Origin of the sequence: Acidisoma sp. PAMC 29798 (assembly GCF_030252425.1) — a bacterium.
Lineage (GTDB): Bacteria > Pseudomonadota > Alphaproteobacteria > Acetobacterales > Acetobacteraceae > Acidisoma > Acidisoma cladoniae.
Genome location: NZ_CP126994.1, coordinates 2,866,411 through 2,881,051, shown reverse-complemented (window position 1 = coordinate 2,881,051; position 14,641 = coordinate 2,866,411). Strand labels below are relative to the sequence as shown.

At 65.2% G+C, this 14,641-nt stretch carries 11 protein-coding genes; 4 read left to right on the top strand and 7 right to left on the bottom strand.

Translation table 11 applies throughout. The features are described from left to right. Position 1: 1 nt before the first annotated feature. The 7 genes from QP803_RS13890 to QP803_RS13860 form a co-directional block, all read right to left on the bottom strand. Positions 2-961 (bottom strand): ABC transporter permease, encoded by a 960-nt coding sequence (locus QP803_RS13890; RefSeq protein ID WP_284944062.1) that lies wholly within the window; start codon positions 959-961, stop codon positions 2-4. Then, on the bottom strand, positions 958-1,959 hold the full coding sequence (locus QP803_RS13885; RefSeq protein WP_284944061.1) for an ABC transporter permease: 1,002 nt from the start codon (positions 1,957-1,959) through the stop codon (positions 958-960). The genes QP803_RS13890 and QP803_RS13885 overlap by 4 nt, the downstream gene beginning before the upstream one ends. Positions 1,960-1,978: 19 nt before the next feature. Then, positions 1,979-3,526 (bottom strand): sugar ABC transporter ATP-binding protein, encoded by a 1,548-nt coding sequence (locus QP803_RS13880; protein ID WP_284944060.1) that lies wholly within the window; start codon positions 3,524-3,526, stop codon positions 1,979-1,981. After that, positions 3,523-4,617, bottom strand: coding sequence for a sugar ABC transporter substrate-binding protein (locus QP803_RS13875; protein WP_284944059.1), 1,095 nt, complete (start codon positions 4,615-4,617; stop codon positions 3,523-3,525). The genes QP803_RS13880 and QP803_RS13875 overlap by 4 nt, the downstream gene beginning before the upstream one ends. Positions 4,618-4,711: 94 nt before the next feature. Beyond that, complete coding sequence (locus QP803_RS13870; RefSeq protein ID WP_284944058.1) at positions 4,712-8,455, bottom strand: glycoside hydrolase family 99-like domain-containing protein; 3,744 nt, start codon at positions 8,453-8,455, stop codon at positions 4,712-4,714. A 71-nt stretch (positions 8,456-8,526) separates the two neighbouring features. Next, positions 8,527-9,495: an L-threonylcarbamoyladenylate synthase gene (locus QP803_RS13865; RefSeq protein ID WP_284944057.1), complete on the bottom strand. Its 969-nt coding sequence runs from the start codon at positions 9,493-9,495 to the stop codon at positions 8,527-8,529. Continuing rightward, a complete protein-coding gene (locus QP803_RS13860) occupies positions 9,492-10,295 on the bottom strand; it encodes a 3'(2'),5'-bisphosphate nucleotidase CysQ family protein (RefSeq protein ID WP_284944056.1) in 804 nt (267 codons plus the stop codon). Before QP803_RS13860 ends, QP803_RS13865 begins: the two co-directional genes overlap by 4 nt. Before the next feature lie 72 nt (positions 10,296-10,367). On the opposite strand from QP803_RS13860, the gene QP803_RS13855 reads away from it, so the two are divergent. Genes QP803_RS13855 through ygfZ form a run of 4 tightly spaced genes read left to right on the top strand, consistent with a single transcriptional unit; the run spans position 10,368 to position 14,583 of the window. Continuing rightward, positions 10,368-11,840 (top strand): leucyl aminopeptidase, encoded by a 1,473-nt coding sequence (locus QP803_RS13855; protein WP_284944055.1) that lies wholly within the window; start codon positions 10,368-10,370, stop codon positions 11,838-11,840. An 11-nt stretch (positions 11,841-11,851) separates the two neighbouring features. Further along, positions 11,852-13,309 carry a leucyl aminopeptidase family protein gene (locus QP803_RS13850; protein ID WP_284944054.1) on the top strand — a complete coding sequence of 486 codons (1,458 nt, stop codon included), beginning with the start codon at positions 11,852-11,854 and terminating at the stop codon, positions 13,307-13,309. 9 nt (positions 13,310-13,318) lie between these two features. Next, positions 13,319-13,765 (top strand): DNA polymerase III subunit chi, encoded by a 447-nt coding sequence (locus QP803_RS13845; protein ID WP_284944053.1) that lies wholly within the window; start codon positions 13,319-13,321, stop codon positions 13,763-13,765. After that, positions 13,762-14,583, top strand: coding sequence for a CAF17-like 4Fe-4S cluster assembly/insertion protein YgfZ (gene ygfZ / locus QP803_RS13840; RefSeq protein WP_284944052.1), 822 nt, complete (start codon positions 13,762-13,764; stop codon positions 14,581-14,583). The genes QP803_RS13845 and ygfZ overlap by 4 nt, the downstream gene beginning before the upstream one ends. The last annotated feature ends 58 nt before the right edge of the window (positions 14,584-14,641 follow it).

Below are 14,641 nucleotides of genomic sequence, written 5' to 3'. Positions count from 1 at the left end.
ATCATGCGCTATCCTCTTCCCGACCGTACAGCAGCAACAACGCCAAAATGACCACGCCGTAGATGATGCTGCGGCCATAATCGGGCATGTTGAAGGCCAGCAAAACGCTGACCAGAACCGTCAGGCTGATGGCACCGGCCACCGACCCCAGGTAATGCCCGCGCCCGCCCAGGATATAGACGCCGCCGATCACCACGGCCGCGATGGACTGGAACAGATAGGGCTCGCCCATGCCGAGCGCCGCCTGTCCGCCAAACCCCACCAGCATGATGCCGGCCAGCGCCGCGAACAGCCCGCTCAGCGCATAGAGCACGATCGTCACGACAGAGACGTTGATGCCCGCGAGGTGGCTCGCCCGCGCGTTATTGCCAACCGTGTAGGTGCTGCGGCCGAAGCGCGTCGCGCCCAGCACGAAGGACACGATGATGATGATGCCGAGCCAGAGCCACAGCACGATCGGCAGGCCAAGGAACCGGCTATGCACCGCCGCCTGCACGATGGGCGGCGCATAGGCCCCGCAATTCGTGCAGGTCATGCCGCCGCTGAGGCCGAGCGTCAGCCCTTGCATGATGCCGTTCATCGCCAGCGTCATGACCACGGCGGGAATGCCCAGCAGGGCGATGCCGGCGCCATTCAGAGCGCCGACCAGCGCCCCCATGCCGAGCGTGAGTGCCAGCGCCGGAATGGCGCGCGCATCGCTGCCGAGGGAACTCGTCACCATCAGAATGGCGCCGGCATTGAGCACCCAAGGCACCGATAGATCGATGCCGCCTATCAGGATCACAAAGGTCTGCCCCGCTGCGACGAGGCCGACGAAGGAGGCGACGACGAGGATGGAGCGGATGCCGTCAAAACTCGCAAAGCCCGGCCGCACCGCTTGGCCGATGGCAAACAGCACGATGCCGGCGATGAAGGCATAGAGGATGCGCCGGCGGTCGCGCGTGAGAAGCTTTCCGATCATCGGCGTCGCCTCACGAAGCTGCCGATCATATTGGCCGAGACGACGGCGGCGAGCAGGAACAGGCCTTCGTAGAAGGTCTGATACAGCGGATCGATATGCGAGAAGAACAGGATGTTCACGACCATCACCGTCACGAAGGCGCCGAATAGCGCGCCGAGGCCGCTGCCCCGACCGCCGAACAGGCTGACACCGCCGAGCACCGCGGCGACGATGGAGGTCAGCGTATAGGTATCGCCCGTCGTCGCATCGCCAGCGGTCGCATTGGCGGCGAGGAACAGCCCCGCCATCGCCGAGGCGACGCCGCCCAGCGTATAGGCGAGGATGACGGTGCGCTTGACGGAAATGCCATGGCTGCTCGCGGCGGTCGCGTCATTGCCCACGGCATAGACGGACACGCCCAGGCGCGTGCGCCGGAAGATCGCCCAAATGATGCCGATCAGGGGAATATACAGCAGCGAGGTCGGGTAATTCGGATTGGCAAGAACACTGGTGAAGCCAGGCGGAATGGCGCCGCCCGGTTGTGGAAGCACGCGGATGGCGATGCCCTGGAAGATCGACAAGGTCGCAAGCGTGACAAGGATCGGTTGCAATCGACCCACTGCCACCAGCACGCCGTTGACGAGGCCACAAGCGCCGCCAATCAGCAGGATCGCCACCGTCCACAGTGCGGTTTGCAGTGGCGGCCCGTTCAGCGTTTGGGCTGCCACGGCATTGGTGAGGTCGATCACCCCGCCGACCGAAAGGTCGATGCCGCGCGTCAGCACCACGAAAGTCTGTGCCAGGGCCGCGAAGGCGAGGGGCATGGTATTGTCGAGCGTCGAAGTCAGTTCGAAGCCGCCGGGGAATCGATGCTGCGCGATATAGTAGATGACGCAATACCCGATGATGCAGGCGCTCAGCAGGCTGATGACGAGGACGAGGCCAACATTCTGCACCAGGGCATGCGACATCCGGCCGCGCCGCACGCCGCTCGGCATCAGCACGGTCTGTTCTGGCATGGATTGAGGCGGGGCTGGCTCAGGCGGCAAGATGGTCACGCACGGCGGCGGAGACGATGTCCTCGGCGGTGACGCCTGGGCTGATCAGTTCGGCGGCGATCACGCCTTCGCGCATGACCAGCACGCGGTGGGAGAGGTGGGCCAGTTCCTCCGCATCGCTCGAATAGAAGATGATGGCGTGTCCCTCCGTCGCGAGCCGCAGGACCAGCTCGTAGATTTCATGTTTGGTGGCGACATCGACACCGCGTGTCACGTCGTACAGCAGCAGGATGCGGCATTCGGCGAGCAGCCATCGGCCGAGCAAAACCTTTTGTTGGTTGCCACCGCTCAGCGCGCCGACTTGCAGACCGAGGCCGTTGGTGCGCACGCGCAGGTTGTCGACCACGCTTTGCGCGGCCGCGCGTTCGGCAGTTGGGCGCAGCACGCCGAAGCGGCTGAGCCGGTTCAGGATCGCGAGGGTTGCATTGTCACGCACGCTCATGCGCAGCAGCAGACCCTCGGTCTTGCGATCTTCCGGCACCAAGGCGATGCCGGCCGCAATGGCGGCGCGGGGGGAACCGAAACGCCGCGCCCGGCCATCGACGGTGATCTGGCCGGAGGATGCATGCGCATCGCCGAACAGCATGCGAAACAGCTCGCGATGACCGTGGCCGGCAAGGCCGCCGATGCCGAGGATTTCGCCTATATGCAGGCCGAAGGACACGTCGCGCACATTCGGCCCGGTCAGGTTCTTCACCTCCAACGCGGTCTTGGGCGCGGTAGGCAGGGGCGGCAGCGGCGGATAAAGCGCTTCGACCCGGCGCCCGGTCATCAGCCGCACGGCCTCACCTTCCTCGATATCGGTGAAGGTGCCGACGTCTTTGCCGCCGCGAAAGATCGTGATGCGGTCGGCGATGCTGCGAATTTCTGCCCAGCGATGCGAGGTGAACACGACGCAGGTGCCGTTTGCGCGCAGACGTCGGATTTGGCCGAACAACCACTCCACCTCACGCTCGACAAGGGAGGAGGTGGGCTCGTCCAGATACAGGATATGCGGCGTGTGGCTGATGGCGCGCACGATCTCTACCGTTTGGCGTTCGGCGAGGGAAATATCCTCGACCAAAGCACGCGGATCGATATGCATGACGCCGAAGCGCGCCAACAAGGCATCGGCGTCCCGCAGCGTCGCGGATCGGTTGATCAACCCCGTGCCGTTCGTCGGTTCGCGCAGCAGAAGCAGATTCTCGGCAACGGTCATCCAGGGCAGCAGAGTCAGCTCCTGGAACACCGTCCAAGCACCGAGGGCATGCGCGGCCTGCGGCCCGCTGAAGGACACCGCGCGTCCGTCCATGCGGACGGTGCCGGTATCAGGCCGTACGCGACCGCCGAGAATCTTGATCAGCGTCGATTTACCGGCGCCGTTCTCGCCCACCAGGGCATGAACCTCGCCGGTTGTCGCGGTGAAGGACGCCGCCGTCAAAGCGGCGACGCCTCCATAGGACTTGCCGACCCCGATTGCCTCGACGACGGGTACCGCGCCGGCGGGTGCCTCGACCCCAGCGGTCGAGGCGCTTGCAGTCAGGCTCATACCTTCGGCAGGTTGATGATGACCTTGTCGGGGCAGGCCGTGCCGCTAATCGCCGCGCCGGCGCAGATTTGAACCGGCGAATCGGCACCACCGGCCGTGAAGTCATCGAAGAAGCTGTCGGGCTGATCTGTAAAGACGTTGACGCCAAGCTTCAGGTCGGCATTCGTCAACAACACGTTCGGCACGTCGATGTCTTTCTTGGGATAGCTGCCGTTGAGAATACGGCGGGCAAGTTCGAGGCCCATGACGGACAGGTAAGGCGGCGAGCCGGCCGAGCAGCCCTGAACCTGATGGCCGCCGATGCCGAGCATCATCTTGCGGAAGCCGTTTTCGCATTCGCCGGCGGTGGGCGGCAGCGGGCGGTTCGCGGAAATGAAGGCCTTCAGCACGCCGTCCGTGCCGCCCTGGCACCAGATGGCGTCAACCTTCGGCAGCGACGGCAGCACCGCCGCCGTATTGCGCTCGGCGGTCGAGGAATCCCACATGCCGGTATAGCGATTGACGATCTTGATGCCGGGGTTCTTGGCCCAAACGGATTCGGCGCCCTTGTTGCGATCGAGATCGACCTGCGTGCCGGCGACGCCCGTCACCATGATGACATTGCCCTGGCCGTTGATCTGCTTGGCGACCCATTCGGCAAGGCCGACGCCCAGATCGAATTGGCTGATATTGACCTTGATGGCGGAAGGCGCGGTGACGTTGTTATCGAAGCAGATCACCAGAATGCCGCGTGATGTCGCTTGGTGGATGATGCCGTTGAGCGCAGTGGGGGAGGCGGCATCGACCACGATGGCATCCACTCGCTCGGCGATCAGGTTGGAAATCTGTTGCGACTGCTTGCTGACGTCATTGCCAGAGTTGTAGATGCTGCCTTCCACTTCGCTGGCGAAGGGCTCCATCAGAAGCGATGCCTTGAAGACATTTTCCATCTCCAGGCGCCATTTGTTGCCGATATAGGAGTTCGACAGGGCGATCTTGAATTTCTTCGGGGATGCCGCGAAGCTGCGTCGCATTCCCAGCAGAGGTATGGCCGTCGCCGCGCCGATCCCCATGGTCTGGAGCAGCCCGCGTCGCGTCGCTTGGTGCGTCATCTTGTGTGTTCCCCGAATGATGCAGGCTTTTGCCAGTCTGCCGGCAACATCACGCGGCTGGCGGCCTTTGTCCAGGGGGGGAGGCGGGGAAGAATTACGTCGTGCCGAGTTGCCGGCTGACCTCGGTGCGGTAGCGCGCCTGCCGGCGGAGCAGCTTGGGGTCGGCCTTGACCGTCTGTGCAACCATTCCTTGCACAGCCGCGATCTCGGCGATGTGCCTGTCCGCATCCAGACTATGCGTCACGCTCTCGCTATGGCGGCGGTGCCGGTTGAGCGGTTCGGCGACATAGGCGATCCGTGCTCCCGGCTGGCTGAGGATATCGGCATAGAGCCACCAGTCCCCGGCCACCCGGAGACGGCCGAGTGCCGCCTCGCAGCGGTCGAGCGCCGCGAGCAATGCGTGGCGTCGCCACAACACGGCACTGACATTGAGAATGAGGTTTCGTTCCGACAGGCAGCGGTGCAGAAACTCATCTCCCGCGAAATCGCCATCCGCCGTCAGCAGGCCCGGCGCTGTCTCATTATAGTAGCTCTTGTAGCTCGTACTCAGAACCGCGTTGTCGGGGTCGATGGCCACGCTATCGGCAAAGGCCATCACCGCCTCGGGCTGCGTTTCCATCGCCGCGCGCAGTCTGGTGAGAAAGCGCGGATCGCTGTCGTCATCCGCTTCGGCGATCCACAAATACTCGCCCGTCGCCGCTTCCGCAGCGCGTCGCCACTGGCGGAAGACCGAGCCGGAATTGCGGTCGTTGGCGATAATGCGGATATCCCGCCCGGCGTCTTTCGCGACATCGCCGGCCACCGCCAGGCTGTCGTCCGTTGACGCATCATCAAGAAAAAGGATTTCGCGCACCGGCGCCCATTGGCCGAAGATCGCCTGCAGCCGCGCCGGCAAGTGGCGTGCGTAATTGTAGTTCGGCACCGCGACGGAAATCGTCAGCAGCCGGCGATCGGCCAGATCGACCACGGCCCGGGTATAGTCGTCGAAGCGAAAGCGCGCCTCGGCGATGGCCGATAGACGTGCCCGGCGGCGGGCCGCCACCACTGGCGTAACGGCGCATAACGCCTCCGCCGCCTCGGCCATGGCGATGATGTCGCCGCGTGGCACCGATCGCCCGGCATCATGCGCGTCAAGCAGATCGGGAATGCCGCCGGATTGGTCGAATGCCACACTTGGCAGCCCAGCACTCATGGCTTCCAATACGGTGGACGGCAACGGATCCTCGCGTGAGGTCAGCACGAACAGGTCGGCGGCCGATAGCAGGGCATTGACGTCTTTGCGGAAGCCCAGCATGCGGAAGGTGCCGTTCGCTTCTGCGGCCGCTATGTCCGGCGCCAGGTAGCTGTGCAATTCGCCTGAAACATTGCCGGCCCAGACGAGGTGGAAGGCGTGCTTGCGGCCCTGTAGCGTGCGCCACAATTGCAGGAACAAGTCAAAGCCTTTGCGCATATCGGCATAGCCGATGCCGATCAGCAGGCGTGCGCGTTCCGGCACGCCCAGCTCGGCGCGCAACCGCAGGCGTGCGGCGGCATCGAAGGGCACGGCCTGATAAATGCCTTGGGGCAGGATGGTCGGTGGCCCGCTATCACCATCCTCATGGCGAATCAGATCGAGCACGCCATCCCGCACGAAGGCCGCCGGGAAGACCACGTGGTCGGCAGCGGCCGTGCCGCGACGGGCAGACTGCGTCAGGTTCTTTTCGCGAATGAGGCTTGGCAGTTCATGCACGAGAAGCGTGACACTCAGGCCCATCGCCTTCAACACAGGCGCGGCACTGCCGGCCGCCACCGTATTGACGATCGCCGCGCGAAAGCCGGCCTGTTTCAAGCGGCCTGATTGGCGTTGCAGATCTTCAACGCGGCTCAACACCGTGGTGGGCACGACGGCTGCATAGTCGGAGGCCATCGGCCCGCCTTCGAGGAGGATGAATTCCACCTTCAGCCCATGCGCGCGCTGCATCTGCTGCCCGAGTGCCAGTAACAGCGTTTGCGCGCCATGGCGGTGCGCGTCATGGCCAATGAGGAGGATCTTGTCGTCGGTCGCAGACACTTCGGCGCAGACGGCACGTGCCATCGCATTGAGATAGGCCGCGCCATAATGCACGTCGGGTTCCAGATAGGCGCTCTCGGCCCACTCGTTCCAAGCATTGATGCAGACAATGGGTTGGCCAAAGAAGGGCACCTGCCGCGCGCGATCGATCAAGGCGGAGACCCACTCGCCGAAAGCCGCCGGCGTGCTACCGTGGATGACCATGCCCTGGCCTTCCCGCCGCGCATCATTGTCCCATCCCGGTATCGCGGTCTTGATGAGCGGGTAGGTGGGGCGCGGCTCCGTCAGTGACGCGCGAACGGTATCATTGTAGTGCAAGACATGCGTTTTTGCGCCGTCATCGAGCCAGACCAGGTTGTCGTTGATCGATGCCAGGTTAGTAACGATCTTATGGGGCGGAAATTCGATGGCGCCGTCCAGGCCGAATTCGGCGGGGTCTGCGGCATCGAAGCCCTGTCCCATCATCATGATTGGGTTTTCACTGCACAGCGTCTGGAACAACGCGCGCCACCGCGCGAGCGTTGTGCGCGCATCTGGGATCAAGCTCGGCCGATAGATCATCAGCAGCGGCCGATTATCGATGCGGATATACCGGGGGTCGGCGAAGTGCCGCCCGAAGCTGCGCACAAGGTCTTCGTCTTCGGCGGGCCGATAATCCTGGGTGATCAGGATATCCGCATCCGCGCCGTCCCACCGTCGCGTCCAGTTCTCATTCGCCCACATCAGGCAGAACGGCATGTCCAGGCTAAGGTCGGCGAGGAATTGCTCCAGCGGCTTTTCCAGCAGGCGGGTGCCGTTGAACCAGTAATAATAGAACACGAAGCCATGCAGACCGGCGGCCTTCGCCATCTCGATCTGCCGCCGCATCGTCTCAGGATCGTCGAGGCTGTAATGGCCGAGGTCGCGCGGAATGCGCGGCTGATAATGGCCTGCGAAGCGCGGCAGGGCACGGGCGACGTTGTTCCATTCCGTAAAGCCCTTGCCCCACCATGCATCGTTCTCGGGAATGGCGTGAAACTGTGGCAGGTAATAGGCGAGCAGCCAGGCGCGAAGTTCGGCCCCCGGGCGCAGCGGCGCGAAAACCTCGAAGTCCTCGCTCGGGCGCGTGAAGCGGCGAACCTCTGCCGGAATGGTCGTTTCCACTTTCGGGCGCTTGGTCAGGACCATGGCGTCCGTTTGGCGTCGGGTCTGGAGGTCCAGAAGCGGGTTTACGTCCGGCGTCCATGGCAGGTAGCGGCTGCGGTAATAGGCGGTGTCGAAATCGGGCGAGGGGCAGCGGTCTTCGCGAAAGCCGAATTCCATGAAATGCGCGAAGGCATCCACGCCCGCGGCCGCTATATCGGGATAGGCGGTCACATAGAAATTGACGTCGAAGTCCGGGGTGGGGCTAAATTTGCCTGTCGTCCGATGCCGAAGATAATGGGCGAGGCAGAGTTCATCCTCGGGCGGCGCATAGGTCTGGCGGTACCAGATGGGATCGAAAAGGGGTGACGGTCGCCGACCTTCGGTTTCGCCGGATCGAATGTAATGCAGCAAGGGATTGGCGCCATCGGCGGCAACATCCTTATTCTGCTCCAGATACCAGGCGGGATCGAAATAGAGGCTGGGCTTTTGCCCGTCGCTCCATCCACTGAGGCACCAGTCACGCAAGGCTGTCTTGGGGTCGGCGCCATAGGCTTCGCAGAACCATTGCAGGTCGAACAGGCCACTCCGCCGGACGTATCCCACGGTATCGGCGGGCGCACGCGTTACTTCCTTGGCGGCAAGCGCCCCGACACGCCGAGCCATGGACTCTTCCAGATGTTAAGAAGAGCTTAGTTACGCTGCGCGGGCGGTCGTGATCAATGTATTGTTAATACTTACTCTGGCTGAGCGCAGGCCGCGCGGCCTAGCCGGTCATTGAGTGCCCGCCCGAGGCCCATTTCGGGAATGGGCATAGCGGCGATGCCACGCAGCCCCAATCGCCGTCCTTCGGCGTCCAGATATCGCAAGCCTGCGAACAGCCGCGTCGCCGCCTCCACCACATCGCCGCTATCGCTGAGGCTGAATTGCAGCGCGCCGCCCGCAATCGCGGGACCGAAGGCGAGCAGCGCTTCGTCTGCTGCCACGGTCTGAGCCCCCAGCCGCAGGGGCAGGTCGGGCGCGTAATGGGACAGCATCTGGCCGGGCGAACGCGGTGCCGTGCCGCCATGCGTCGCCTCAGCGATCTCCGGCAGCAGGTCGCGCAGAGTCTCCAGCGGAATGCCGCCAGCGCGCAGCAGCATCGGCACCGGTCCGCTGAGGTCCAGCACCGTCGATTCCAGACCCACGGCACAAGCACCCCCGTCGATGACGGCGGCAATTCTACCGTCCAGCCCGTCGAGCACATGGGCGGCGGTGGTCGGGCTGACGCGCCCCGATAGATTAGCCGAGGGCGCGGCGACCGGGCGGCCCGCGGCGGCCAGTAGCCGGGCGGCGAGGGGATGCGCCGGCACCCGCACCGCCAGCGTGTCTAGGCCTGCGCCGGCGAGGAGGGAGACGCGGCTACCGGCCCGGCGCGGTAGCACCAGCGTCAGCGGTCCGGGCCAGAAGGCGGCCGCGATACGGAGTGCGGTCGCGGTCGGGATGACGTCGGTGAAGGCGGCGTCGGCGCTCGCATAGTGGCAGATCAGCGGATTGAAACTCGGCCGGTTCTTGGCTGCGAAAATGGCGGCGACCGCCGCCTCGGACGTCGCATCGCCGCCGAGGCCGTAGACGGTCTCGGTCGGGAAGGCGACGAGGCTGCCGTCCCGCAGCAGCGCTGCGGCCTGTGCCACCCCCGACGCGCTATCGTGGAGACGGAGGGTCACTTGCCGCGGCAATAAAAGCCCGGGTTTTCCCAGCCGGGCTTGCCGTAGGTGAGAACGGTATCGTCATCCAACCGGCGAAGGGCGCCGCCGGCGGCCTCCACCACGGCCTGCGGCGCCGCCGTGTCCCACTCCATCGTGCGGCCGCGCCGGGGATAGAGATCGCCCGAGCCCTCGGCCACTCGGCAGAACTTCGCGGCCGAGCCCATGCGCGTGACATGGGCGATGGCGTGGCTCTCCAAACCCGGGGGCAGCGCGGGCATGGTGTCGCCGTGAAAGCGCGACACCAGCAGGGTCAGCCCTTCCGGGGGCGGGCTGCGCGCTTCGATCCGGGTTTCGCCGTGCAAGTCGCGCCGAAACGCCTGTCCCGCCATGCCGAAATAGACAGCGCCGCGCGCGGGCACCCCGACCGCGCCAAGAACCGGCCGGCCATGACGGACCAAGCCGACATTGACGGCGAAATCATCGAGTCCGGCGGCGAAGTCACGCGTGCCATCCAGCGGATCGACCAGCCAGAACTCATGTTCCGCATCCGGTGAAATGCCGGCGGCCGACTCTTCCTCTGCAATCACCGGTACCTGGGGGTCCGCGCGGCGCAGGCCGTCGAGGATGAACACTTCTGCAGCATTGTCTGCATCGGTCACGAGGGAGCGATCCGCCTTCGCGGTCACGGAAAAGCCGCGCGCACGCAGACCCAGGATGAGCGTGCCGGCATCCGTCGCGAGCTGAACGGCCAGTTGCAGCAGCGCCTCATCGGAATAGCGAGTCTTCATGCGAGCGTGATAGACGTCGCGGTCGGGCATGGCAAAGCGCCGGACAGGTGGTAGTCTTATCGCTGACGCGTCCGTTTCGCAGAATGCCGCTTAGGAAAATTCATGCTCGATATCGTCTTCGCCAAGCCGGTCACCCCTAAGGCGGGGGCCATTGCCATTTTGCTTGCCGAGGAGGAGACGCTGACCGGCGCGGCCTTGGCGCTGGATGAAGCCTCCGGCGGCGCGGTGGCCCGTGCCCTCGCGGTGGCCGGGTTCAAGGGCCAGAAGGGCAAGACCTGCCTGCTCCTCGCGCCGGTCGATGGGCTCACGCGCGTGCTGGCCGTCGGCCTCGGCAAACGCGCGGAACTGACCGGCATCACGGTCGAGGAAGCGGGCGGCGCCATTGCCTCTACCCTGTCGCAGGAGACGGCGGTGACCGTCATCGCCGACGGGTTGACGCCGGTAGAGGCCGCCCATCTCGGCCTTGGTGCGGTGTTGCGCGCCTATCGCTTCGATCTCTACCGCACCAAGGAAAAGGCCGAGGACAAGCCGAAGCTCACCAGCATCACCATCCAAGCCGAGGAAGCCTCCAAGGCCCGCGCCGCCTATGCGCCCCTGAAGGCCGTGGCCGAAGGCATCTTCCTGAGCCGGGACCTGATCAGCGAGCCGCCGAACGTGCTGTTTCCGGCCGAAATGGCTGAGCGCTGTAAGGCTCTGACGAAGCTCGGCGTGAAGGTCGAGATCTTTGGCCCCAAGGAGATGGAGAAGCTAGGCTTCGGTGCCCTGATGGGCGTCTCCTATGGCAGTGTGCGCGAACCGCGCATGGTGGTGATGGAGTGGAACGGCGCCGGGAAGGGCAAGCAGAAGAAGCCGCTCGCCTTCGTCGGCAAGGGCGTCACCTTCGATACCGGCGGCATCAGCATCAAGCCGGCCGGCGGCATGGAAGACATGAAGTGGGATATGGCCGGCGCCGGCGCGGTGATCGGCCTGATGGCCGCGCTCGCCGGCCGCAAGGCAAAGGTCGATGCCGTGGGTCTGGTCGGTCTGGTCGAGAACATGCCCTCCGGCACGGCGCAGCGCCCCGGCGATGTGGTGACGAGCTATTCCGGCCAGACGATCGAGGTCTTGAACACCGATGCCGAAGGCCGGCTCGTGCTGGCCGACGTGCTTTGGTATGCGCAGGAAAAGTTCGATCCGGCCTTCATGGTGGATCTCGCGACGCTCACCGGCGCCATCATCGTGGCCCTCGGCCAGGAACATGGCGGCATGTTCAGCAATGATGAGGAGCTGAGCCAGAAGCTGCTCGGCGCCGGCATCGCGAGCGGTGAGAAGCTGTGGCGGATGCCCATGGGCGATGCCTATGACAAGCAGATCAAGTCCGACATTGCCGATATGAAGAACATCGGTGGACGGCACGGCAGCGCCATCATCGCGGCGCAGTTCATCCAGCGCTTCGTCAATGGCAAGCCCTGGGCGCATCTCGATATCGCCGGCATGGCCTGGTCGTCCAAAGACAATGGCACCGTGCCCAAGGGCGCGACCGCCTATGGCGTTCGGCTCCTCGATCGCCTGGTCCGCGATCATTACGAGGCCTGAGACACCAGCTCATGCCTTCACCAGAGTTGAGGCTGATCGGCGCAGAGGCGCTGACGCCGTGCTTGCCCGTGGTATTGCCCGTGATGAGGGGCGCCGTGCCGGCCGCCTTTGCGACAGTCGCAAAGATCGCGGGGTTTACCGGCAAGCCGGATGAAACTTTGCGCCTGAACGGCCATGCGGCTTCGGGCAATGACGCGCGGATCGTGCTTCTCGTTGGCCTCGGCCGGGACGCCAAGGAGGCGGATGCGGAAGCGGCCGGCGCTTGTGCGGCGGCGACTGTGTCCGACCGGGCGCATCTCGCGATCGACGGTCGCGGCCTGCCGCGTGCCCTTGCGGTGGGATTAGCCGTGGGCGCGGCACAGCGCGCCTGGCGCTTTCCCGTCCATCGCCAGGGGGCGCCGGCGGAGGAAGAGCCGGCCATCAATCGAATCGACCTGATCGTCGATGACCCCGATCGCGTCGGGCGGCGCTGGCTCGCGGCGCGTGACATGAACCAGGCGCAGGGGTTTGCCCGTGATCTGGTGGCCGAACCCTCCAACAGCCTGACTCCGGCGGCCTTCCTGCGGCGGCTGTCCCTGCTCGAAGAGGCTGGGATCGGAGTCGAGGTGATCTCGGGCGAGGGTCTTGCGAGTGAGCGGCTGGGCCTTCTCGCGGCGGTAGGGCGGGGGTCGGCTAATCCGCCGGCGCTCGGCATTCTGACTTGGCCGGGGGCTTTGCCTCTCGCGCCGGTCGCCCTCGTCGGCAAGGGCATGACCTTCGATACCGGCGGCATTTCCATCAAACCCGCCCATGGCATGTGGGACATGCGTGGCGATATGGCCGGCGCCGCCGCATGCGTCGGTGCGATGCTGGCGATCGCCCGCCGAAAATCCCCTGCGCCCGTAGTCGCGGTTCTGGCGCTCGCAGAAAACATGATCGGTGCCGACGCCTACCGGCCCGGTGACGTCATTCGCAGCCATCACGGCCAGACGGTGCAGATCATCGACACCGACGCCGAGGGGCGGCTGATCCTCGCCGATGCCATCTCCTATGCCATCGCGCGCTTCAAGCCGCGCGCCGTCATCGATCTCGCGACGCTCACCGGTGCCGTCGTGGTCGCGCTCGGCCATGAGATGGCGGGACTGTACGACAATGATGCCGTGCTCGCGGCCAATCTTTCCGCCGCCGGCCTAGCGGTGCAGGAGAGGCTGTGGCGGATGCCGGTGACGGAGGGCGACCGGGAGGCCCTGGTCTCGGACATCGCCGACATCAAGCAGTGCATCGACGGACGGATGGTACCCGATGCGAGCCTCGGCGCCGCTTTCATCCGCGCCTTCGTGACCGAAACCCCTTGGGCGCATCTCGATATCGGCGGCACGGAACTGCGGGAGGAGGCCGACACCCATTATGCCAAGGGCCCGACCGGGTTCGGTGTCCGGCTATTGGACCGGCTGATCGCGCTGCGATACGAAGACCCGGATCACCCGTAAGGGTTTGGGATGGCGGAGATCGGCTTTTATCATCTGACGCGAACCACGACCGATCAGGCGCTGCCACCTTTGCTCGGCCGCACGCTGACAGCCGGCCAGCGTGCCGTCGTGCTCTGCGGCAGTGCCGAGCGGCTGGCCGCTCTCGATACCGCATTGTGGCTTTGCCCCAATCCGGACTGGCTGCCCCATGGCTCGGCCGCCAGCGGCTATGCCGAGGACCAGCCGATCTGGTTGACGGAGGCGGATGAGGCGCCGAATGGTGCGCGGTTCCTGTTCCTGATCGACGGCAGCGCGAGTGCGCGCGTGTCGGAATTCGACCGGGTCTTCGACCTCTTCGACGGTAATGACGAAGCTGCCGTAGCTGCCGCGCGTGCGCGGTGGATTGCCGCCAAGGCGCTTGGGCATCAGTTGAGCTATTGGCAACAGGGCGCCAAGGGATGGGAGCGGAAGACATGACGAAGCTTGCCACCTTGGCCGATCGTGCCGTTCTGGCGGTTGAGGGCGAAGATCGCATCGCCTTTCTCCAGGGCCTGGTGTCCCAGGATATGGCGCTCGCGGCGCCCGGCATCGCCCTATGGTCCGCGCTGCTGACCGCGCAGGGCAAATGGCTCGCCGATTTCTTCGTCTTTGCCGAGGCCGATCGGCTGCTGCTCGATGTCGAAGCGGCGCAGGCCGAGATGATTGCCACGCGGGTGCTGCGCTACAAGCTGCGGTCCCGCGTCTCGATCACGCGGCTGGCTTGGTCCGTGCAGGTCGCCTGGGGCGGCCCGCCGCCGGAGACGGGCAGCGCCATCGTCGCCGCTGACCCGAGGCTGGAGAGTGCAGGCTGGCGCATTCTCGCCGATCCGCCGTTGCCGGAGAGTGCGACGGCGGCCGACTGGGATGAGTATCGCGTGGCGATGGGTCTGCCCGACGGCTCGCGTGATCTCGAAGCCGAGAAGACGGTCTTGCTGGAAGCCGGTTTCGATGAGTTGAACGGCATTTCCTGGACCAAGGGCTGTTACATGGGCCAGGAACTCACGGCGCGCACGCGCTACCGCGGCCTGCTCAAGCGCCGGCTGGTGCCGGTTCGCATCGATGGCCCGACGCCCGCGCCCGGCACCATTGTCGTGAGCGATGTGCGCGATGTCGGTAGCATGCGATCCGCCGCCGGCAGTCGCGGGCTGGCGGTGCTTAGGCTCGACAGCCTAAGCGCGCCGCACCTGCGCTGCGGGGAGGCTTGGCTGACGCCGGAGGTGCCGGGCTGGATGCGCCTGCCGCCCGCCGGGGCGTGAGCGCCAAAGCTCTATCGTCATCCACGCACATCAATCCATCTCGTCATGCGCGGATCAA